Genomic DNA, 21,685 nt, shown 5'->3' on the forward strand with positions numbered 1-21,685 from the left:
CCGCAGTTGGCGTCAAAATGCGGATCTTTCGCGGAGAAGGCTCACGAATCATGGCAAAAAACCTCCTACTGCTCAACGGCCCCAACCTGAATTTGCTGGGGACGCGCGAGCCCGAGGTCTACGGCGCTAGCACCCTGGCCGACATCGAACACGCCGCCCAGGTCCAGGCCCAGGCGGCGGGTGCGAGCTTGTCTTGCTTCCAGAGCAACCACGAAGGCGCATTGATCGACCGCATCCATGCCGCCAAAACGGAAGGCGTGGACGCCATTGTCATCAATCCGGGCGGCCTGACCCACACCAGCGTGGCCTTGCGCGACGCCCTGGCGGGGGTGGCCATCCCGTTTGTGGAAGTGCATATTTCGAATATTTACCAGCGCGAGTCGTTTCGCCACCACTCGTTTCTGAGCGCGATCGCATTGGGAACGATCTGCGGACTGGGTATCGAAGGATATCGGTTTGCCATCGACTTCGTTCTTAAAAAGCGATAACCTACGCGATCTGCGCGCAATTTAGCGCGGCAACGTCCACAAGACGGCGCCGCTCACTCACATTAAAAGACATTCCTCTGGGGGTTACATGGATCTACGCAAGCTGAAGACCTTGATTGATTTGGTCGCAGAATCGGACATCGCCGAACTCGAAGTGACCGAAGGCGAAAGCAAAGTTCGCATCGTCAAATCGTCGGCCCTGCCGCAAAATCAGATGGTCATGATGCAGCCGCAAGCCATCCCGCAATACACCGCGCCGGCCGCCGCCCCCGTGGCCGCGCCCGCCGCCGCCCCAGCCCCAGCGGCCGCCGCCGAGCCAACCGGCCACATCGTGAAGTCGCCGATGGTCGGCACCTTCTACCGCTCGTCCGCGCCAGGCGCCGCGGCGTTTGTTGAAGTCGGCCAGTCGGTCAAGGAAGGCGACACCCTGTGCATCATCGAGGCGATGAAGCTGCTGAACGAAATCGATGCCGACAAGACCGGCACCATCACCCAGATCCTGGTCGAGAACGGCCAGCCGGTCGAGTTCGGCCAACCGCTGTTTGTGATCGGCTAAGACAGGCCAGCGCCCGCCCCTTCCGGCGTCGGGCGCGCCTGCCTGGTCCGCAATCCCTCCTCACCTGACGCAGCCAATCGGCGCTCACAGACATAGCGAACCTATCATGTTTGAAAAAATCCTCATTGCCAACCGCGGCGAAATCGCCCTCCGTATCCAGCGCGCCTGCCGCGAACTGGGCATCAAGACGGTCGTGGTCCACTCGGAAGCAGACAAAGACGCCAAATACGTGAAGTTGGCAGACGAATCGGTGTGTATCGGTCCGGCGCCTTCTTCGCTCAGCTACCTGAACATGCCGGCCATCATCAGCGCCGCCGAAGTCACCGACGCCGAGGCGATCCACCCCGGCTACGGCTTCCTGTCGGAAAACGCCGACTTTGCCGAGCGCGTGGAAAAATCCGGCTTCGTCTTCATCGGCCCGCGCTCCGACTCGATCCGCCTGATGGGCGACAAGGTGACCGCCAAGCAGGCCATGATCAAGGCCGGCGTGCCGTGCGTGCCGGGCTCGGAAGGCGCGCTGCCGGACGATCCGAAAGTGATCGTGCAGACCGCCCGCAAGATCGGCTATCCGGTCATCATCAAGGCGGCCGGTGGCGGTGGCGGCCGCGGCATGCGCGTGGTGCACACCGAAGCCGCGCTGATCAACGCCGTGCAGATGACCAAGGCGGAAGCCGGTTCGGCCTTCGGCAATCCGGAAGTCTACATGGAGAAGTACCTGGAAAATCCGCGCCACGTGGAAATCCAGGTGCTGGCCGATGAACACAAGAACGCCGTCTGGCTGGGCGAACGCGACTGCTCGATGCAGCGCCGCCACCAGAAGGTCATCGAGGAAGCGCCGGCGCCGGGCATTCCACGCAAGCTGATCGAAAAAGTCGGCGAGCGCTGCGCCGAGGCCTGCCGCAAGATCGGCTACCGTGGCGCCGGCACGTTTGAATTCCTGTACGAGAACGGCGAGTTCTACTTCATCGAGATGAACACCCGCGTGCAGGTCGAACACCCGGTCACCGAAATGATCACCGGCATCGACATCGTGCAGGAACAGATCCGCATCGCCTGCGGCGAGAAGCTGCGCTTCCGCCAGCGCGACGTCATGCTGTCCGGCCACGCCATCGAGTGCCGCATCAACGCCGAAGATCCATTTAAATTCACGCCGTCGCCGGGCCGCATCACCTCCTGGCACGTGCCGGGCGGTCCGGGCGTGCGCGTCGACTCGCACTCGTATGCGGGTTATTATGTGCCACCGCACTACGATTCGATGATCGGCAAGGTCATTTCCTACGGCGCCACCCGCGAGCAGGCGATCCGCCGCATGCAGATCGCGCTGTCGGAAATGGTGGTCGAAGGCATCTCGACCAACATCCCGCTGCACCGCGAGCTGATGGTCGACGCCCGTTTCATCGAAGGCGGCACCAATATTCACTATCTGGAACAGAAGCTGGCGGACATGCCCGACCTGCATAAACTGAGCCTGAGCAACAAGGGTTAAACATGAGCTGGACTGAAATCGTCATTGAAATCGCGCGCGACCACGCCGAGGCCCTCTCCGAGGCGCTGATGGACGTGGGCGCCCTGTCGGTTTCCGTGGAAGACGCGGACGAAGGCACCGACGCGGAAAAACCGCTGTTCGGCGAGCCGGGCATGGAACCGGCCGAGGCGGCCTGGGACCACAGCCGCGTGGTCGCGCTGACCGACGAAGATGACGACCAGGCCGTGATCGTCGCGGCCGCGGCCGGCCAGATCGGTCTGACCACCCTGCCCAAGTTCACCACCCGCAAGGTGGAGGAGCAGGACTGGGTGCGCCTGACCCAGTCGCAGTTCGCGCCGATTCACATCGGCAAGAACATCTGGGTGGTGCCGTCGTGGCACGAGGCGCCGAATCCGGACGCGCTGATCCTGGAACTGGACCCCGGCCTGGCCTTCGGCACCGGCAGCCACCCGACTACCCGGCTGTGCATGGAATGGCTGGAAGCCCATCCGGCGCCCGGCAAGACCGTGCTCGACTACGGCTGCGGTTCCGGCATCCTGGCCATGGTGGCCAAGAAGACCGGCGCCGGCGAAGTGGTGGGCGTGGACATCGATCCGCAGGCGATCGAGTCGGCGGCCGACAATGCCAGCCGCAACAACTGCGCGATCGACTACTTCCTGCCGGATAACTTCGCCGAGTCGAAGCATGCGGCGCAGCGTTTCGATATCGTGGTCGCCAACATCCTGTCCAGCCCGCTGAAGCTGATGGCGCCGATGCTGTCCGGCCGCGTGGCCGAGGGCGGCTCGCTGATCCTGTCGGGCGTGCTGGCGCGCCAGGCCGAGGAAGTGGCGGCGGCGTACGCGCCGTTCATCAAGCTGGGCGTGTGGGCCGAGCAGGACGGCTGGGTGGCGCTGCATGGCCGCCTGGGCAGCGACACCGTTCCAGCCGCGCGTTAATCCGCATACATGGCGCTCGCCACTAAATGCCCCCACTGCAACACGGTATTTCGGGTCGCGCATGACCAGCTGAAATTACGTGGGGGCATAGTGCGCTGTGGCTCCTGCAATGAAGTCTTCGACGGCAACGCGGCGCTGCTTGAGCCGCCGCCGCCGCTCCCTGTTTCGTCCCTTCCGCCAGCCGTGTCCTTCGACCAGAAAATGGCCGCGCTCGACACCCGCGCCGCCGCAGTGCTGGCCGTGGAGGACGCCGAACCGGCGCTCGCGTTCGACGCGCTGGCGCACGACGACGCCGACATCGCGCCGCCGCCCGCCGCCACGGAGCCCTACTCCGCCGCCGAATTGCCGATCGCGCCGGCCGCGCCAGCTGCTGCTGAATTGCCGATCGCGCCTGGCGCGCCAGCCGCCGCTGAGCCGCCGCTCCCCGCCGAGCCGGAGCCGGCCGCGCCCGCCGACACCGACGCCGCGCCTCCGGCTGAACCCATCGCCATCGCCCTCGCCGATGACGTCCCGGCCGAGCCGGCCGACGACAGCCCCGCCGTCGCGCCAGCCCCGTTCCCGCTGCCCGCCGCGCCGGCCACGCTGCCGGCCGACCACGACGCGCTGTTCGACCTCGATCTCGACATGGAATCCGAGCCGGACCTGGAAGCCAGCATCGATCCCGAACTGGCGCCCCAACCGGTGCCGGACGACGTCATCAGCGTCGACACGCTGAGCGACGAAGAACTGGAAGCCGCGCTGGAAGCCGAACTCGCCGTCATGGAACAATCCCTCGGCGACATCCAGCACGACGACAACGGCCAGCCGATCTCCGCCGACTACGACCACCTGCCAGGCGGCCGCCGCGAACCCACCTGGGATGAACCGCCACTGGACGAACTGCAGGCCGGCGCCGGTCCCGGCGTCAGCGCCGCTGTCGCCGCTGCGGCAGACGCCGTCTTCGCCGCCGAAACCGAAGCCACCACGCCAGCGGCCGCCATCCACAGCATCGACGACGACCTGGCCAGCTTCAGCGCCGCCGACGACGACGCGCCACCCGTATCCGCCGCGCCGCCCGCCGCCACCCGCTCCGTCCGCGACGACGAACTGGACGAAGTCGACGAAGAAGCCCTGGTCCAGCTATCCAGCGCCGGCATGTCGCAAGCGCAAAGCGCCAGCGCCCACGCCTACCTGCGCGCCAGCAGCGCCGAGGAATCGCCGGCCCACGAAGACCACGCCGAACCGGAAGAACCCGGCTTCGTCAAACGCGACCGCCAGCGCCAGAAGTACGGCAAGGCCGCCACCATCGCCATGGGCCTCGGCTCGGTGCTGCTGGTGGCCGCCCTGTTCGGCCAGGCCATCACCACCTTCCGCAACACGCTGGCCGCCGCCATGCCGCCGCTGAAACCGGCGCTGAGCGCCGCCTGCAACGCGCTCGGCTGCAAGATCGAACTGCCGACCCAAATCGACGACCTCACCATCGAACAGGGCGAACTGCAAACGCTGAGCGACACCGCGTTCTCCTTCACCACGCTGCTGCGCAACCAGAGCAAAACCGCGCAAGCCTGGCCGTCGATCGAACTGACGCTGGACGACGCCAACGACAAACGCATCCTGCGCCGCGTGTTCACGCCGCGCGACTACCTGGGCGCCGACGTCGCGCAGGACAAGGGATTTGCCCCGCACACCGAACAAGCCGTTAAACTCTACTTTGAACTGCACGATCTGAAAGCATCCGGCTATCACATCGCCGTCTTCTATCCATAAAGACCTATCATGACCCAGACCTCCCTGATTTGCGGCTCGATCGCCATCGACACCATCCTCAGCTTCCCCAACCGCTTCGACAGCATCCTGCTGCCGGACCAGCTGCACAAGGTGAACGTGTCCTTCCTGGCGCCGACCATGCGCACCGAATTCGGCGGCTGCGCGCCCAACATCGCCTACAACCTGAAGATGCTGGGCGGCGAGCCACGCATCGTTGGCGTCATGGGCCAGGACAACGCCGCCTACATGGCGCGCTTCCAGAAGCTGGGCCTCGCCACCGACAACATCCTGATCAAGCACGACGCCTACAACGCCCAGTGCTTCGTCACCGCCGACCAGGACAACAACCAGATCAACGCCTTCCATCCGGGCGCCATGTCGTACGCGCATGAGAACGAGATCGCCAAGGCCGGTCCGGCGCGCCTCGCCATCATCTCGCCGGACGGCCACCTGGGCATGAAGAAGCACGCCGCCGACCTGGCCGACCTGCAGATCCCGTTCATCTTCGACCCGGGCCAGCAGCTGCCGATGTTCAATGGCGAAGAGCTGATTGAGTTCATCGACAAAGCCACCTACGTCACCACCAACGATTACGAGATCGAACTGCTGATCGAGCGCACCGGCCTGGCGCTGGACGACATCGCCGGCCGCGTGGAGGCGCTGATCGTCACCCGCGGCGAGCAGGGTTCGGAGATTTACACCAAGGGCCAGCGCATCGACATCCCGGCGGTGCCGGTGGCCGAAGCGCTGGACCCGACCGGCTGCGGCGACGCCTACCGCGCCGGTCTGCTGTTCGGCATCACCCAGGGCTGGAGCTGGGAGACCACCGGCCGCCTGGCCAGCCTGCTGGGCGCGATCAAGATCGCCCACCGCGGCGCGCAGAACCACAGCTTCACGCCGGCAGACATCGCCGACCAGTTTGAAGCCGCCTTCGGCTACCGCTTCTAACCCGCACGGCGGCCGGTTTTGGGGTCTGACCCCGTCCGGGGTCAGACCCCGCCGTACCGGGGTAAAAAAAAGCAGGCCACCGGCCTGCTTTTTTGCTTTTGACGTTGGGGTGAAGAGGCCTCAACGCCCCGCAAACGCCACCCCCAACAACAGCTGCGCAATCTGCAGCAGAATGATCGCCACCAGCAGCGACAGATCCAGATTCCCGACCAGCGGCACCACCCGGCGGATCGGCCGCAGCAGCGGCTCGTTCAGCGCGCGCACGAACGGCGCCAGCGGGGCATGCGGATTGACCCAGCTGAAGATCGCCTCGATCACCAGCAACGCCATGAAGCCATAAATAATCCACTCCAGGAAGCGCTGCACGGACGCCAGCAGCACCACCGGCGCCGGCCAGCCGACCAGGAACATCACCGAGGTCGCCGCCAGCACGATCAGGAAGGCGCCAATCAGGCTGGCCCAGTCATAGCCGCCCACGCCCGGCACGATGCGGCGCAGCGGCCGCACCAGCCAGTCCGACAATTGGAAAGTGAACTGCGCCACCGACGACGGCGGACGCACGCGGATCGCCTGCATCCAGAAACGCAGCAGCAAGGCCCCGCCCAGCAGCACGGCGATGGCGTCGACAATCAACTTGAGAATACTAATCAGCACGGAACCCCTCCAATAAAAAAGCCGCTGTGTGATTGTCTCACACAGCGGCCATTTGCCTCAGCAGGCGTCTAAGCGGTCAGCTCAGGATGGGCGCGTGCTGGTTGGGAAAGGCCATGCGGCGGCCGGTGCCAGAACGGTTTTCGCAGCTGGCGCGGCAGCGGCCGGCGCGGCGGCTGGTGCTGGAGCGGCGGCTGGCTTGGCGGCTTCCTTCTTTGGAGCGGCTTTCTTTGGCGCGGCTTTCTTCACTGCTGGCTTGGCGGCTGGAGCAGCTGCTGCTGGCGTAGCTGCTGGCGCTGCGGCCGGAGCGGCTGCTGGCTTGGCGGCGGCTTTCTTGGTCGCTGGCTTCTTGGCAGCAGCTGGCTTGGCAGCTGCTTTAACCGGCTTTTTTGCTGCTGGCTTAGCCGCAACCTTTGCAGCCGGTTTGGCTGCCGCTTTTACTGCTGGTTTTTTGGCAGCGACTTTTTTAGCGGCTGGCTTGGCGGCTGCTTTCTTGGCAGCTGGCTTGGCGGCGGTGGTTTTAGCAGCGACTTTTTTAGCGGCTGGCTTGGCGGCGGCTTTCTTCGCTGCTGGCTTGGCGGCTACTTTTTTCGCTGCCGGCTTGGCGGCTGCCTTGGCGACGGTCTTCTTCGCTGCTGGCTTGGCGGCGGCTTTTTTCGCGACTGGTTTAGCGGCGACTTTTTTCGCTGCTGGCTTGGCTGCTGCCTTGGCGGTGGTTTTCTTCGCTGCTGGTTTAGCGGCGGCTTTCTTCACTGCTGGCTTGGCGGCTGCCTTGGCGACGGTCTTCTTCGCTGCTGGCTTGGCGGCGGCTTTCTTCACAGCTGGTTTCGCTGCTGGCTTGGCGGCGGCCTTCTTCACTGCCGGCTTGGCTGCTGGTTTGGCGGCAGCTTTTTTCACTGCTGGCTTGGCCGCAGCTTTGGCGGCTGGCTTGGCGGCGGCTTTGGCGGCAGCTGGCTTTTTAGCTGGAGCGGCGGCTTTGGCGGTGGTGGTTTTCTTTGCTGGTGCGGCAGCTTTCTTAGCTGCTGGTTTCTTAGCGGCGGTAGCCATGTTTAGTTCTCCTTCATCGGGGATGGGAAAAATTCGTTTACAAGATTTAAACCCGTCCAACCCGGGATTGGGCCAGGCGAATTATTCATCGGCACAAACCAAACGCGGTTTGCGCTAATGAATTCGGCACTAGCTGAACTGCTGCATCTCCTCACAAGTGCAGCGCTTCAGCCATCGATCCACCCGCTGCCCATAGCTGGAACAGCGTGCGGATACAAATCTTGTGGCGACGCTTTGCGGCGGTCCGGGCGTGTGCTCAGCTCCTGGATCCTGCGTCGCTGCCGCGTCGCGCGTTTCGTTTTCAAACAAAAAACCGCCCGGCCTGAACTCGATCAGGCAAGACGGCTGATTAAAAACGACGACGTGGTCTTGTGCATATGTGTGTGAATCTGTATCCCGTATCTCGGTCTTCACTACGTGGTGTGCGCTTCGTATTTTTCAACGCACTTTAAAACACGTATTTTCAAGTTCGTAAAGTACACGAAAACCTTGTCGGTGCGCAACCAGCACGAGAGATATTCGCGCGCTTTTTTTTCGACTTACGCTCGCCAGCTCACATACCCATGCCGCTACGCGTCGTCGTTTGCGTCGCCGCGCAGGCGTCACGCGCGCTCAATCGGGTTCGGGAAGTGCCGCGCGCATCGCGCCGGAACAATCGCACTTCAAAGTAAGCCTTATTCCGCCTGGGTTTCTTTGATGTCGCCGGTTTTGGCTGGTCCATCGCGTCACCCGCTTCCGAATCCGAGAGCGCTTGCGCATCGCTTGCGCGCCACCACCACTCGCTGTTTTTAATTCGTCGCGATTATGAGACAGAGTAAGGCGAATAGCAAGCGGAATACAGCGGTGCGCCGCACCGCGCCGGCGTTTTAGAGCGCGTGATCGAACGCGCAAACGCGCGAAGGCGACGGTGACAATCGGCGTGAAGGCCTGCGGCGACAGGCGGCGTTTGAAGCGCGACGATTTTTACGCGGTCTTTACTCGACTTTACTCGGCGTCTTCCGACTTACGGCGGACCATCCATTCGTTCATGTCGGAAGCCATCCGTTTGAGCAGGCGCGCGAGGTCGCGGCGCTCGGCGTTGGTCCAGTCGGCCATCAACTCGCCGACCAGTTCCTCGCGCATGCGGTCGATGGCGTCGGCCATCTCGCGGCCGGCCTGCGTCACCTCGGCTTCGCGCACGCGCTTGTCGCGCGTGCCGGGACGGCGCACCACCAGTCCCAGTTCGTCGAGGCGGGCAACCTGGCGGCTGACGGTGGTGTAGTCGCGCCCCACCACATCGGCCAGCTCCACCACGCCAATCGGACCGCGACGGTCGATGCGCACCAGCAGCGGCAGCAACGCGCGTTCGAGCGGCATGGCCATCTCGGACATCAGGGCGACGTCCGGCTCGGGACGGCTCATGAAGCCGATGATGTCGAGCAGCGCGTCATGCATTTCGCGGATATCTTTATTCATATGTGCATTATACACATAGTTATTGACACGATTTTCAGGCCGGAATAATATGTGCAAAATACACATATCTAGGAAAGTCCCATGGATACTGACATTCTGATTTGCGGCGCCGGCGCCGCCGGGCTGACACTGGCGGTCGACCTCGCGCGCCGCCACATCCCCTTCGTGCTGATCGACCAGGCGGCGACGCCGTTCGCCGGTTCGCGCGGCAAAGGCATCCAGCCACGCACGCTGGAAATCTTCGAGGCGCTGGACGTGGCCGACCGCATGATCGCCGCCGGTGGGCGCTATCCGGCCCAGCGCCACTACGCCGCCGATGGCGGCTACCGCGACGAGGCGACCGTGGCCGCCACTGCCGCCACGCCCACCGAGCCCTATGGCGAACCGCTGATGCTGCCCCAGCATCTGACCGAAAGCATGCTGCGCACGCGACTGGCGGAGCTGGGCCATGTGCCACGCTATGGCCACACACTGAGCGGCTTTGAGCAGGATGATGGCGGCGTCACCGCGCGCGTGACCACCGCCGACGGCGAGGTCGACGTGCGCGCGCGCTACCTGGTCGGCGCCGACGGCGGCCGCAGCTTCGTGCGCAAGGCGCTGGACATCGGCTTCCCCGGCGAGTCGCTGAACGCGCGCGCGGTGGTGGCCGACCTGGCGCTCACTGGTCTCACGCGCGAGGTGTGGCACCGCTGGGGAAGCGGCGCGAAGCAGATCAGCCTCTGTCCTTTGCAGGGCACGGACCTGTTCCAATTGCAGATGCCGGTGCCGCTCAACGGACAGGTGGACCTGTCGGACGCCGGCCTGGCCGCCGTCATCGCCGAGCGTAGCGGCCGCACAGACATCGTGGTGCAGGCGGTGCACTGGTGCTCCGACTATGCGATGAGCGCTCGGCTAGCAGACCGCTATCGAGTGGGCCGCGTGTTCATCGCCGGCGACGCGGCGCACGTGCACCCGCCCACCGGCGGCCAGGGTCTGAACACCAGCGTGCAGGATGCGTGGAATCTCGGATGGAAGCTGGCGGCGGTGCTGCGCGGCGCCGACGACGCGCTGCTCGACACCTATGAAGAAGAGCGCCGCGAGATCGCCGCCGACATGCTCGGCATGTCCACCCGCCTGCTCGATGCGGCCCGCCAGCGCGGCGACCTGCGGCGCGGCCGCGAACAGCAGCAGCTGGACCTGGGCTATCCGGCATCCTCCCTGTCGCTCGACGAACGCGGTGACGATGCGCCACTGCGCGCCGGCTACCGCGCACCGGACGCGCCCTGCGTCGGCGCCGGTGGCCAGGCGGTGCGCATGTTTTCGCTATTAAGATCAGGCGATTGGATAATGCTGCGCTATGAGCCAGCCACCGCGCCGGTGATCGCGCCGCGCGCTGGCCTGCGCATCGTCACCGTGGGCGAGCACGCCGAACTGCGCGACCACCATGGCCACCTGCGCGACGCCTACGGTTTTGCCGCCGGCGACATTGCCCTCGTCCGCCCGGACGGCTACCTCGCCGTCCTCACCCACGACGAGCAAAGCCCGGCGCTAACAGCTTGCGTGGAAAAGCTAATATAATTGCTTTTAACTTTGTTTTTTGATTTTAAAAGGCAATATGTTTGACTTTACACTATCGACATCACAGGAAATCTGCGCCGAGCTGGGGCGGAGATTGCGGGCGCGGCGGCTGATGCAGGAGTGGTCGCAGATGGAGTTGGCGCAGCGCGCGGGATTGTCGGTGGGCACGATCAAGAATATGGAGGGCAAGGGGCAGGCGTCGCTGGAGTCGTTCGTGCAGGTGGTCGCGGCGCTCGGGTTGGCGGATGATCTGGGTGAGCTGTTCCGCATCCGCATGGTGTCCATCGCCGCCATGGAGCAGGCGGAGAAGGCCAACCGTCAGCGCGCCCCGCGCCGCTCGGCCACATGAAACTGCTGTCGGTCATGTACAACGGCTGGGGCGAGCATTGGCCGCTCGGCACGCTGGCCGACAATGGTCACGATATCCTGTTCGAGTACTCGCCCGAGGCGCTGCGGCGCGGGATCGAGCTGTCGCCGCGTCATCTGCCGCTGCGGGTGATCGCCTTCGGCGGCGCACCGCGCCACCAGCATGGTCTGCCAGGGCTGATCGCCGACTCGCTGCCGGATGGCTGGGGACAGCTGCTGATGGACCGGCTGCGCGGCCAGGCCAGCGTCTCGCCGCTCGACCGGCTGGCATTCATCGGCGAGCATGGCATGGGCGCGCTGAGCTACTGGCCCGCCTCCGCCCGCGAGCCGGAGCCGGCGCGGGTCGCCTCGCCGGCGTGGCTTGCAGAGCTGGCCAACGCCGCCCAGGACGTCGGCCGGGGCGAAGCCAGTCCGCTCCTCGGCCAACTGGCCCTGCTCGGCGCGGCGCCGCATGGCACGCGTCCCAAGCTGCTGCTATCCCTGCCGGACCAGGCCGACGCCCACGGCCAGAGCCACGACCATGGCGGCGCCGAGGCGGATGCCCATGCCGGCAGCGCCGCGCCCTGGCTCATCAAATTTGCCGGCCACGGCCAGCACAAGGAAGTCTGCGCCATCGAATACGTCTACGCCGAGCTGGCCCGCGCCTGCGGGCTGGAGGTGCCGGATACCCGCTACTTTGACCTCGACCGCAACCAGGCCGCCTTCGCCAGCCGCCGCTTCGACCGCGAGGACGGCCAGCGCGTGCCGGTGCAGACGCTGGCCAGCCTGCTGCACGCCAATTTCCGCCTGCCGTCGGTCGACTACGGCACCTTCCTGCGCGCCACCCGCCTGCTGACCCGCGACCAGCGCCAGGTCGAGGCGGCATTTCAGCGCTGCGTCTTCAACGTCCTGTTTAATCACCGGGGCGACCACGCCCGCAGCATCGCCTACCGCATGAACCGCAAGGGCGACTGGCAACTGGCGCCCTGCCACGGCCTGGAATTCAGCCACGGCCCGCTGGGCCAGCACCAGATGCCGGTGATGGGCGCATGCGCGGCGCCGGCGCGGGCCGACCTGCTGCGGCTGGCCGCCGACACCGCCGTGCCGGAGCGCCGCGCGCGCGACCTCATCGCCGCCACGCTCGCCCAGGCCGGACTGTTTGCCCGGCTGGCCCGCGACGCGCCGATCCGCGCCGGCACAGTCAAAACCATCGCCCAGGCCATCGCCGCCAACCGCGACCGCCTGAAATGACAAAAGCCCCGCAAGCGGGGCTTTTGAACTCGGGGCGACCGGGCATTAATCCCAGTTCAGCGCGCCGCCGGTCTGGTATTCGATGACGCGGGTCTCGAAGAAGTTGCGCTCTTTCTTCAGGTCGATCATCTCGCTCATCCATGGGAAAGGATTTTCTTCCTGGTCGAACAGCGCCTCCAGGCCAATCTGGGTGGCACGGCGGTTGGCGATGAAGCGCAGGTAGCCCTTGAACATGGTGGCGTTCAGGCCCAGCACGCCGCGCGGCATGGTGTCTTCAGCGTAGGCGTACTCCAGTTCCACCGCTTTCAGGAACAGCTGCTTGATCTCTTCCTTGAAGGCCGGGGTCCACAGCAGCGGATTTTCCATCTTGATGGTGTTGATCAGGTCGATGCCGAAGTTGCAGTGCATCGATTCGTCGCGCAGGATGTACTGGTACTGCTCGGCGGCGCCCATCATCTTGTTCTGGCGGCCCAGCGCCAGGATCTGGGTGAAGCCGACGTAGAAGAACAGGCCTTCCATCAGGCAGGCGAACACGATCAGCGATTTCAGCAGTTTCTGGTCCTGCTCGACGGTGCCGGTGGTGAAGGCCGGGTCGGTCAGCGTGTTGATGAACGGAATCAGGAACTCGTCCTTGTCACGGATCGACTTAATCTCGTTGTAGGCGTTGAAGATTTCCTGCTCGTCCAGGCCCAGCGACTCGACGATGTACTGGTAGGCGTGGGTGTGGATCGCCTCTTCGAAGGCCTGGCGCAGCAGGTACTGGCGGCACTCCGGCGCGGTGATGTGGCGGTAGGTGCCCAGCACGATGTTGTTGGCGGCCAGCGAGTCGGCGGTGACGAAGAAGCCGAGGTTGCGCTTGACCAGGCGGCGCTCGTCCTCGGTCAGGCCGTTCGGGTTCTTCCACAGCTCGATGTCGCGCTGCATGTTGACTTCCTGCGGCATCCAGTGGTTGGCGCAGCCGGCCAGGTATTTGTCCCAGGCCCATTTGTACTTGAACGGCACCAGCTGGTTGACGTCGGTTTTGCCGTTGATGATGCGCTTGTCGTCGGCGTTAACGCGCAGCGCGACCTGCTCGGCCGTGCCTTCGCTTTCCAGCGCGGCTTGGTTGATTTGCGGGGCCGCTGGCGCGGCGTCTTCGTCCCAGGACAACGACATGATGAGTTCCTCTTAAATTCTAGCTATATATATTAGTACCGCTGTCGCCCCGGCGAAAGCCGGGACCCATGCATACTCAGCATGGATTCCGGCGTGCGCCGGAATGACGGTGGCGGTGACGGTGGCTTATTGGCAGGCTTCGCATTCCTCGAAACCGTCGTCGCCCGGACGCAGGTAGCAGGCGGCGCCCTCTTCCACGGCCGGCGCCGAGGCCACCGGGGCTGGCGCCGCCGGCGCGGCGTTGGCCGCTGCCAGGCCGCCGTCCACCGGCACCGCGTTCAGCGCGCCGGTCTTGGTGGTCGACTTCTCCATGTGGGTGGCGGCGATGGTGCGCAGGTAGTAGGTGGTCTTCAGACCGCGCAGCCAGGCCAGCTTGTAGGTCTCGTCCAGCTTCTTGCCGGAAGCACCAGCCATGTAGATGTTCAGCGACTGCGCCTGGTCGATCCACTTCTGGCGACGCGAGGCGGCTTCCACCAGCCAGCTTGGCGATACTTCAAACGCGGTGGCGTAGATGTCGCGCAGGTCTTGCGGAATGCGGTCGATCTTGGCCAGCGAGCCGTCGAAGTACTTCAGGTCGGCGATCATCACCTCGTCCCACAGGTCGCGCGCCTTCAGGTCGCGCACCAGGTAGGCATTGATCTCGGTGAACTCGCCCGACAGGTTGGACTTCACGTACAGGTTCTGGAAGGTCGGTTCGATGCACGCCGACACGCCGATGATGTTCGAAATGGTCGCGGTCGGCGCGATCGCCACGCAGTTCGAGTTACGCATGCCGAACTTGGCGATGCGCTCGCGCACCGGGGTCCAGTCCATGGCCGACGACAGGTCCTGCTCCAGGTAGCCGCCGCGCTCTTCGGCCAGCAGCTTGATCGAGTCCTGCGGCAGGATGCCGCGGTCCCACAGCGACCCCTTGTACGAGGCGTAGTGGCCACGTTCCTCCGCCAGTTCGGTCGAAGCCAGGTAGGCGTAGTAGCACACCGCTTCCATCGAGGTGTCGGCGAACTGCACCGATTCCATCGACGAGAACGGCACGCGCATCATGTGCAGGCAGTCCTGGAAGCCCATCACGCCCAGGCCGACCGGACGGTGGCGCATGTTGGCGTTGCGGGCCTTGTCGACCGCGTAGTAGTTGATGTCGATCACGTTGTCCAGCATGCGCATCGCGGTGCGGATGGTTTTCTGCAGCTTGACGTGGTCCAGCTTGCCCTCTTTCATGTGGGCCGGCAGGTTGACCGAGCCCAGGTTGCAGACGGCGATTTCGTCCGGGCCGGTGTTCAGCGTGATCTCGGTGCACAGGTTGGAGCTGTGGACCATGCCCACGTGCTGCTGCGGCGAACGGATGTTGCACGGATCCTTGAAGGTGATCCATGGGTGGCCGGTTTCAAACAGCATCGACAGCATCTTGCGCCACAGGTCCAGCGCCTGGATTTTCTTGAACACGCGGATCTCGCCGGCGGCGGCCTTGGCTTCGTAGCCCAGGTAGGCTTGCTCGAAGGCCTTGCCGACCAGGTCGTGCAGGTCCGGGGTGTCGGATGGCGAGAACAGCGTCCACTCGCCTTTTTCCATCACGCGCTTCATGAACAGGTCTGGAATCCAGTTGGCGGTGTTCATGTCGTGGGTGCGGCGGCGGTCGTCGCCGGTGTTCTTGCGCAGGTCGAGGAATTCCTCGATGTCCATGTGCCAGGTTTCCAGGTAGGCGCACACCGCGCCCTTGCGCTTGCCGCCCTGGTTGACCGCCACGGCGGTGTCGTTGACCACTTTCAGGAACGGCACCACGCCTTGCGATTTGCCGTTGGTGCCCTTGATGTGGGCGCCCAGTGCGCGCACCGGGGTCCAGTCGTTGCCCAGGCCGCCGGCGAACTTGGCCAGCAGCGCGTTTTCCTTGATGGCGTCGTAGATGCCTTCCAGGTCGTCCGACACGGTGGTCAGGTAGCACGACGACAGCTGCGAGCGCAGCGTGCCCGAGTTGAACAGGGTCGGCGTCGACGACATGAAGTCGAAGGTCGACAGCAGGTTGTAGAACTCGATGGCGCGCGCTTCGCGGTCGGTTTCGTTCAGGGCCAGGCCCATGGCGACACGCATGTAGAAGGCCTGCGGCATTTCGATGCGGACATCGCGCACGTGCAGGAAGTAGCGGTCGTACAGGGTCTGCAGGCCGATGTAGCCGAACTGCAGGTCGCGGTCGGCGACGAGGGCCTTGGCCAGGCGGGCCAGGTCGAATTCGCCCAGCTTGGTGTCCAGCAGCTCGGCGGCGATGCCCTTGGCGATGTACTGCGGGAAATAGGTCACGTATTCGGCAGCGGCGGCGGCTTGCGCCACTTCCTTGCCGAACACTTCCTTGCGGATGGTGTGCAGCAGGATGCGGGCGGTCACCTGCGAGTAGGCCGGATCCTTTTCCATCAGCGCGCGGGCAGCCAGGATGGCGGACTTGTGCAGCTCTTCGACCGGCACGCCGTCGTACAGGTTTTTCAGGGTTTCAGCGACGATGGCGTCGGCGTCCACGTGTTTTTCCAGGCCGATGCAGGCGGCGCCGATCAGGCTGGTCACGCGCGACAGTTCCAGCGGCTTGCGCTCGCCGTTTTCCAGCACGCTGATTTGCGGGGCGTTGACAGCGGCGGCGCCGGCGGCTTCCTTGGCGGCGCGGCGCTCTTCCATGTGCTTGGCGCGGTACAGCACGTAGGCGCGGGCAACGTCATGTTCGCCCGAGCGCATCAGCGCCAGTTCCACCTGGTCCTGCACGTCTTCGATATGGAAGGTGCCGCCGGATGGCTGGCGGCGCACCAAGGCGGCCACCACGCCATTGGTCAGCTCTTCCACCAGTTCGCGGATACGGGCCGATGCGGCGCCCTGGCCGCCGTTGACGGCCAGGAAGGCCTTGGTCATGGCAACTGCAATTTTCGACGGTTCAAACGCGACGACCGCGCCGTTACGGCGGATGATGCGGTAGTCACCAAGCGCGCTGGCAGCCACGGCTGGCGTGCTGGCGGTGCTCGCAGCGGCTGCTGGTACCAGCGCTGGATTGATGGTGATGTCTTGAGTAGATTGCATTTAAGCTCCCCGGTTACAACGTGCAGTCATTGCTGCGCCGCGTATATGTTTGTTAAGAATTAGTGTCAGTGCAACCACTATATCTAGTGTCAGGCCTAACCCGATCCACTGATTGTAGTAGCCGCTCCCTACCCGTGCAAGGGGAAATTTTGTCGTTTACGGCAATTTTTCTATTGACTTTGCGGAACGCCTTTTACCACGCGCAATCCTGCGATAGCGGCCACTAACGCGGGCTCATCCGATGCCTTTTTATTCAGCAGCTTCCGGAAAAAATCCCAGTCGAAACACGGCCCGGGATCGGTTTTCCGGCCCGGCGCGATGTGTTGGTGACCTTGCACATCCGTCAACGGATAGTGCCCGAGGAGCGCGACGGCGAGGTCGGCCAGCGCCGCGTATTGCGCCACCTCGAACGGCACGAAATCGCTGCCTTCCAGCTCGACGCCGATTGAAAAGTCGTTGCATTTTTCCCGTCCCTGGAAGCAGGAACGGCCGGCGTGCCAGGCGCGCTCGTTGGCGGAAACATACTGGATCACGCGGCCATCGCGGCGGATGAAAAAGTGGCTGGAGACCTTCAATCCGCGCAGGTCGGCGAACGAGGGGTCAGCATTATAGTCGATCCGGCCGGTGAACAGGTCGGACACATGCGGGCCGCCAAACCAGCCCAGTGGCAGGGAGATGTTGTGCACCACCAGCAGCGTGACGTCGGCCGGCAGCGGGCCGGGGCGGGCGTCGTAGTGGGGCGTGTCGTAGCGCGTGGCCTGTGGCAGCCAGCCGTCGAAGCGGCTCACGCGTCCGGCTCCTGGATGTTCAGTTTCTGCATCTGGTAGCGCAGCTGGCGGAAGCTGATGCCCAGCAGCTGGGCGGCCTGGGTGCGGTTGAACTGCGTTTGCGCCAGCGCGCGCAGGATGATGTCGCGCTCGACCTGGATCAGGTAGTCGGGCAGGCTGGACGGCAACGCCTGCGGCAGCGGCGGCACGGCGGCGGCCGGCGCGGCCGGCACAGCGGCGGCGACAGCGGACGGCGGCGGCGCTGTCGGCTCGGCCATGCGCGCGCCCTTCAGCGACAGGTCGCCGACACCGATCACGCCGTCGTCGGCAAACGCCAGCGCCCGTTCGAGGATATTTTCCAGCTCGCGCACATTGCCGGGGAAGGAATAGCCGCGCAGCGCCTCCAGCACGCCGGGCCCGAGCGCCACCTTGTGCTCGAAGGTGCCCAGCCGTTCCAGGATGGCGCCGGTCAGCACCTCCAGGTCGTCCAGCCGTTCGCGCAGCGGCGGCAGGCTCAGTTCGATGACGTTGAGGCGATAGAACAAATCCTGGCGGAAGCTGCCCTGCTCCACGCACTGCGCCAGATTCTTGTGCGTCGCACTGATAATCCGCACGTCGACCGGCTCCTCGGCGGTGGCGCCGATCTTGCGCACGCGCCGCTCCTGGATGGCGCGCAGCAGCTTGACCTGCATCGCCAGCGGCAAATCGGCCACCTCGTCCAGCATCAGCGTGCCGCCGTTGGCAGCCTGGAAAAAGCCGTCGCGCTCGTCGGCGGCGCCGGTGAACGCGCCCTTGCGGTAGCCGAAGAACTCGGCCTCCATCAGCGCTTCCGGGATGGCGCCGCAGTTGACGGCGATGAAGGGCTTGCCGGCGCGCGAACTTTGCGCGTGGATCTCGCGCGCGGCCAGTTCCTTGCCGCTGCCCGATTCGCCGTTGATGGCGATCGGCGCCATCGAACGCGCCAGCCGGGCGATCTGCGCGCGCAGCGCCTGGATCACGGCCGACTCGCCGCGCAGGCGGCTGGCCGGCGGCGGCGCGGCCGGCGGCTGTCCCGGCGCCGGCTCGGCGTTCAGGCGCAGGGCCGACTGCACCATCACCCGCAACTGGTCCAGCGCCACCGGCTTGGAGATGTAGTCGAAGGCGCCGGCCTTCAGCGCCACCACCGCGTTGTCGGCGCTGCCGAAGGCGGTGACCACCGCCACCGGCGTGTTCTTGCAGGTGGCCGCGATCTCGCGCACCAGCTCCAGGCCCAGGCCATCGGGCAGGCGCATGTCGGTCAGCACCAGCTGGTATTCGGCCCCCGCCAGCAGCGCGCGCGCCTCGGCCAGCGTGGCGGCGCTGTCGACGTCCAGCCCCATTTTCAGCAGCGTCAGTTCCAGCAGTTCGCGCAGGTCGGCCTCGTCGTCGACAACCAACACGCGCGGTGAGCGAGCACTCATCAGACAGTCTTTCCTTGCTGGGCAAAGGTGATTACAAAGCGCCCGCTCAACAACGGGCTGCCATCGGCACCGGCCTGGTTATCGAAACGATATTCATAGTCCAGCCGCGCCTCGTTATTCAAGCACAATTCCCGCGCCAGATACAGCCCCAGCCCGGTTCCCTTGCTGGAGGTGGTGTAAAACGGCTCGAACAGGTGGGCGCGCACCTCCGGCGAAATGCCGGGACCGTCGTCCTGCACGTGCAGCTCCAGCCGCCGCGCCTGGTCGCGCACCACGTTCAGGCGGATCGAGTCCGGCCCGCCGCTGGCGTAGCGCACCGCGTTGTTGAGCAGGTTGAGCACCACCTCGCGCAGGTGCAGCGCGTCGAAGCGCACCAGCGTGTCCGGCGCCGCCGTCAGGCCGAGGATGTCCGGCGCCAGGCCGTGCGTCTCGATGAATTCGGCGCGCAGCTCGGCCAGGAAGCCGTCCAGCGCCAGCGGCTCGCTGTGCGGCTGCACCTTGCGCGACAGTTGCAGGATGTCCTCGACCATGCGGTTGACGCGCGCCACGTTGTCGCCGACGATCTTCAGCAGCCGCTGCTGCACCGGGTCGTTCAAGTCCTCGCCCAGCAGCGCGGTGGCGTGGCCGATGGCCGACAGCGGATTGCGCACCTCGTGGGCGATGCTGGCGGTCAGCCGTCCCATCGACGCCAGCTTCAGCTGCTGCGCCTGGTTTTCGATGCCGGTCACGTCCTGCAGGAAGATCACGCTGCGCTCGGCGCCCAGGCCGTGCGTGTCAGCGGCGGCGAAGCGCACCTTGAGGTGCGCGGCCAGGTCGCGGCGCGCGCTCCAGGCGGCGGTCAGCCCCTCCAGCGCGGCGTCGTTGAAAGGCTTGATGGTGACGAAGGCGGTGGAGCGGGCGGCGTCGGCGCGCCAGTCCTCGTACGCCTGCGTCAGCGGCGACAGCGAGGCGGCGGCCGATAGCCGGAACTTCAGCTCCGGCCCCACCAGTCCCAGCATCTGCTGCGCGGCCGGATTGCCGGCAAACACCTGCCCGTCGGCGTCGACCACCAGGATGCCGTCGCCGATATTGGCCATCACCAGCCGGTTGACCGCCTGCTGCACATTGATCTCGACGCCGCGCCGGCTGGCCAGCTCCTCCTGCCCGATCAGCTTGGCCGCCATGCGGTTGATCACCAGCACCGCCGACAAGAACGCCGCGCCGTACAGGCCGGACTGCATGACGTCGCGGTCGCTATCGGTGAGGAAGATTTGCCAGGTGCTGTCGCCCAGCAGGAACAGCGTCACCAGCGAGGCGCTGAACAGCGCAATCACCAGCGGCGCCAGGATGGCCAGCCCGGCCAGCGGGAACAGGTACAGGATCGCCAGCCCGCTGCGCATGCCGCCGCCGGCCAGGTACAGCACCGAGATGATGGCCAGGTCGCAGGCGATCTGCGACAGCAGCTGCAGCGCGAAGCGGCGCCGCACGTACACCGCCGACAGCGCGAAGCCGATCGACAGCGCCAGGTACACCAGGCAGATCTGCAGGTAGAAATACTGCCCGGCCACATGCAGGCCGCGGCTGTCGAAGCTCAGGTAGACCAGCAGCACCAGCGCGATCACCACGCGGGTGGCGTTGAGCGTCTGCAGCGACCGCCAGAAAGTGGCGCGCGATTCGGCCGTCAGGGCTGGCAGGCGCGCGAACATGACGCGCGGTCGGCGTTACGCGGACGGCAGTGCGGCGTGCGCCGCGCTGCAATAGTCACGGCCGTTGGCCTGCACCGTCTCGGAGGCGGGATAGAACACGCCGCAGTGGGCGCATTGCAGCATCACTTCGGCGTCATTGGCCGCCTGGGTGGCGGCGCGTGCCTTGTAGCCTGGCGCCGGCGTCGGCGCCGGCGGCTGCTGCGACTGGCGGAACTGCTGCTGGTGCCGCTTCTGCGCCTCGCGGATCTTGGAACGGATCGCGAAAATCACCAGGAAAACCAGCGCCAGCCAGAAAATGATACGGCTCATGCCCAACCCTTATGCAAAACCACTTCAAACACAAAACGGCTGCCGACATAGGCCAGCAGCAGCGTCGCAAAGCCGGCCAGCGTGAAGCTCAACGCGGTCTTGCCGCGCCAGCCACGGAAGCGGCGGCCGGCCAGCAGCGCGGCAAACAGCACCCACGACAGCAGCGTGAACACCGACTTGTGATCCCACTTCAGCGCCTGGCCGAACAGCTGCTCCGAGAACACGATGCCCGACAACACGGTCAGGCTCAGCAGGCTGAAGCCGAAGCCTATCATGCGGAACAGCAGCTTTTCCATGGTCAGCAGCGCCGGCAGCTGGTCCAGCGCGCCGGACAGGAAGGATTTCTTGTCGCTGCGCGCGTGCAGGCGCGACTCCTGCAGCGCCATCAGCACGGCGTGGAAGGCGGCAATGGTCAGCGTGCTGTAAGCCATGGTGGCGATGGCGATGTGCCAGCCGAACAGCGGCGACTTGCCCTCCAGCGGCACCAGGTTGCCGGGGAAAACCACCTGCAGCGCGGCCGACACGGCGGCGAACGGCATCACCAGGCGGCGCAGGCCGTCCAGGCTGAAGTTGCGGTTTTCCACCCAGTAGGCGGCCACCGACACCCACAAGGCCGACGACAGCATGGCGGCAAAGCCAAAGCGCAGTTCGCCGCCGCCGGCGATGTCCGACCACAGGCCCACGCCATGCAGCAGCCAGGCCAGCACGGTGATGGCGGAAATCAGGCCGCCACGGCGCGATGGCAGCGCGGCGCACAGGATGTACAGCGCGATGGCTGCGATAAAGGAATAGGTCTGCATCCCCGCAGTTTACACCA

At 65.2% G+C, this 21,685-nt stretch carries 19 protein-coding genes and 1 pseudogene; 10 read left to right on the forward strand and 10 right to left on the reverse strand.

The annotated features are described in order from the left end of the window. Window positions 1-50 precede the first annotated feature (50 nt). From aroQ to FHW58_RS15270, 7 genes and pseudogenes are all read left to right on the forward strand, one after another. Entirely contained in the window at window positions 51-488 is a 438-nt protein-coding gene (gene aroQ / locus FHW58_RS15240; protein ID WP_179673974.1) for a type II 3-dehydroquinate dehydratase, read from the forward strand. 88 nt (window positions 489-576) lie between these two features. Then, on the forward strand, window positions 577-1,044 hold the full coding sequence (gene accB / locus FHW58_RS15245) for an acetyl-CoA carboxylase biotin carboxyl carrier protein (protein ID WP_179673975.1): 468 nt from the start codon (window positions 577-579) through the stop codon (window positions 1,042-1,044). Window positions 1,045-1,150: 106 nt separating this feature from the next. Next, a complete protein-coding gene (accC, locus tag FHW58_RS15250) occupies window positions 1,151-2,530 on the forward strand; it encodes an acetyl-CoA carboxylase biotin carboxylase subunit (protein ID WP_179673976.1) in 1,380 nt (459 codons plus the stop codon). Window positions 2,531-2,532: 2 nt separating this feature from the next. Next, complete coding sequence (prmA, locus tag FHW58_RS15255) at window positions 2,533-3,465, forward strand: 50S ribosomal protein L11 methyltransferase (RefSeq protein WP_179673977.1); 933 nt, start codon at window positions 2,533-2,535, stop codon at window positions 3,463-3,465. A gap of 9 nt (window positions 3,466-3,474) precedes the next feature. Next, a pseudogene (locus FHW58_RS27720) lies at window positions 3,475-3,576 on the forward strand (MJ0042-type zinc finger domain-containing protein); the annotation flags it as partial. Window positions 3,577-3,666: 90 nt separating this feature from the next. Further along, entirely contained in the window at window positions 3,667-5,211 is a 1,545-nt protein-coding gene (locus FHW58_RS27810; protein WP_179674238.1) for a DUF3426 domain-containing protein, read from the forward strand. A gap of 9 nt (window positions 5,212-5,220) precedes the next feature. Beyond that, window positions 5,221-6,159, forward strand: coding sequence for a carbohydrate kinase family protein (locus FHW58_RS15270; RefSeq protein ID WP_179673978.1), 939 nt, complete (start codon window positions 5,221-5,223; stop codon window positions 6,157-6,159). 120 nt (window positions 6,160-6,279) lie between these two features. On the opposite strand, the gene FHW58_RS15275 is transcribed toward FHW58_RS15270, so the two are convergent. The 3 genes from FHW58_RS15275 to FHW58_RS15285 all read right to left on the reverse strand — a co-directional run bounded on the left by FHW58_RS15275 (window position 6,280) and on the right by FHW58_RS15285 (window position 9,312). Next, the gene (locus FHW58_RS15275) at window positions 6,280-6,813 is read right to left on the reverse strand and encodes a YggT family protein (protein WP_373996681.1); all 534 of its coding nucleotides are present in this window, start codon (window positions 6,811-6,813) and stop codon (window positions 6,280-6,282) included. Window positions 6,814-6,894: 81 nt separating this feature from the next. Continuing rightward, window positions 6,895-7,857, reverse strand: a complete 963-nt coding sequence (locus tag FHW58_RS15280) for a hypothetical protein (protein ID WP_179673979.1) — start codon at window positions 7,855-7,857, stop codon at window positions 6,895-6,897. Window positions 7,858-8,841: 984 nt separating this feature from the next. Further along, window positions 8,842-9,312, reverse strand: a complete 471-nt coding sequence (locus FHW58_RS15285; RefSeq protein ID WP_229265331.1) for a MarR family winged helix-turn-helix transcriptional regulator — start codon at window positions 9,310-9,312, stop codon at window positions 8,842-8,844. A gap of 81 nt (window positions 9,313-9,393) precedes the next feature. Between FHW58_RS15285 and FHW58_RS15290 the strand changes: the two genes are divergently transcribed. The 3 genes from FHW58_RS15290 to FHW58_RS15300 are packed head-to-tail and all read left to right on the forward strand — an operon-like array spanning window position 9,394 to window position 12,465. Continuing rightward, window positions 9,394-10,869 (forward strand): FAD-dependent oxidoreductase, encoded by a 1,476-nt coding sequence (locus FHW58_RS15290; RefSeq protein WP_179673980.1) that lies wholly within the window; start codon window positions 9,394-9,396, stop codon window positions 10,867-10,869. Between the two features lie 37 nt (window positions 10,870-10,906). Continuing rightward, window positions 10,907-11,218: a helix-turn-helix domain-containing protein gene (locus tag FHW58_RS15295; protein ID WP_179673981.1), complete on the forward strand. Its 312-nt coding sequence runs from the start codon at window positions 10,907-10,909 to the stop codon at window positions 11,216-11,218. After that, complete coding sequence (locus FHW58_RS15300) at window positions 11,215-12,465, forward strand: type II toxin-antitoxin system HipA family toxin (protein WP_179673982.1); 1,251 nt, start codon at window positions 11,215-11,217, stop codon at window positions 12,463-12,465. The genes FHW58_RS15295 and FHW58_RS15300 overlap by 4 nt, the downstream gene beginning before the upstream one ends. A 45-nt stretch (window positions 12,466-12,510) precedes the next feature. Here the strand turns inward: FHW58_RS15300 and FHW58_RS15305 are convergent, their stop codons facing one another. The 7 genes from FHW58_RS15305 to FHW58_RS15335 form a co-directional block, all read right to left on the reverse strand. Continuing rightward, the gene (locus FHW58_RS15305; RefSeq protein ID WP_179673983.1) at window positions 12,511-13,620 is read right to left on the reverse strand and encodes a ribonucleotide-diphosphate reductase subunit beta; all 1,110 of its coding nucleotides are present in this window, start codon (window positions 13,618-13,620) and stop codon (window positions 12,511-12,513) included. 126 nt (window positions 13,621-13,746) lie between these two features. Beyond that, window positions 13,747-16,668, reverse strand: coding sequence for a ribonucleoside-diphosphate reductase subunit alpha (locus tag FHW58_RS15310; protein WP_179673984.1), 2,922 nt, complete (start codon window positions 16,666-16,668; stop codon window positions 13,747-13,749). Between the two features lie 170 nt (window positions 16,669-16,838). Next, window positions 16,839-17,456 (reverse strand): 1,6-anhydro-N-acetylmuramyl-L-alanine amidase AmpD, encoded by a 618-nt coding sequence (gene ampD / locus FHW58_RS15315; RefSeq protein ID WP_179673985.1) that lies wholly within the window; start codon window positions 17,454-17,456, stop codon window positions 16,839-16,841. Continuing rightward, the gene (locus FHW58_RS15320) at window positions 17,453-18,874 is read right to left on the reverse strand and encodes a sigma-54 dependent transcriptional regulator (RefSeq protein ID WP_179673986.1); all 1,422 of its coding nucleotides are present in this window, start codon (window positions 18,872-18,874) and stop codon (window positions 17,453-17,455) included. The genes ampD and FHW58_RS15320 overlap by 4 nt, the downstream gene beginning before the upstream one ends. Continuing rightward, window positions 18,874-20,559 carry a PAS domain-containing sensor histidine kinase gene (locus tag FHW58_RS15325; RefSeq protein ID WP_179673987.1) on the reverse strand — a complete coding sequence of 562 codons (1,686 nt, stop codon included), beginning with the start codon at window positions 20,557-20,559 and terminating at the stop codon, window positions 18,874-18,876. Before FHW58_RS15325 ends, FHW58_RS15320 begins: the two co-directional genes overlap by 1 nt. 15 nt (window positions 20,560-20,574) lie before the next feature. Further along, the gene (locus FHW58_RS15330) at window positions 20,575-20,868 is read right to left on the reverse strand and encodes a PP0621 family protein (protein WP_179673988.1); all 294 of its coding nucleotides are present in this window, start codon (window positions 20,866-20,868) and stop codon (window positions 20,575-20,577) included. Then, complete coding sequence (locus FHW58_RS15335; RefSeq protein WP_179673989.1) at window positions 20,865-21,668, reverse strand: inner membrane protein YpjD; 804 nt, start codon at window positions 21,666-21,668, stop codon at window positions 20,865-20,867. The genes FHW58_RS15330 and FHW58_RS15335 overlap by 4 nt, the downstream gene beginning before the upstream one ends. Window positions 21,669-21,685: the final 17 nt, after the last annotated feature.

The sequence above is a fragment of the Duganella sp. 1224 genome (assembly GCF_013408245.1).
GTDB lineage: Bacteria > Pseudomonadota > Gammaproteobacteria > Burkholderiales > Burkholderiaceae_D > Rugamonas.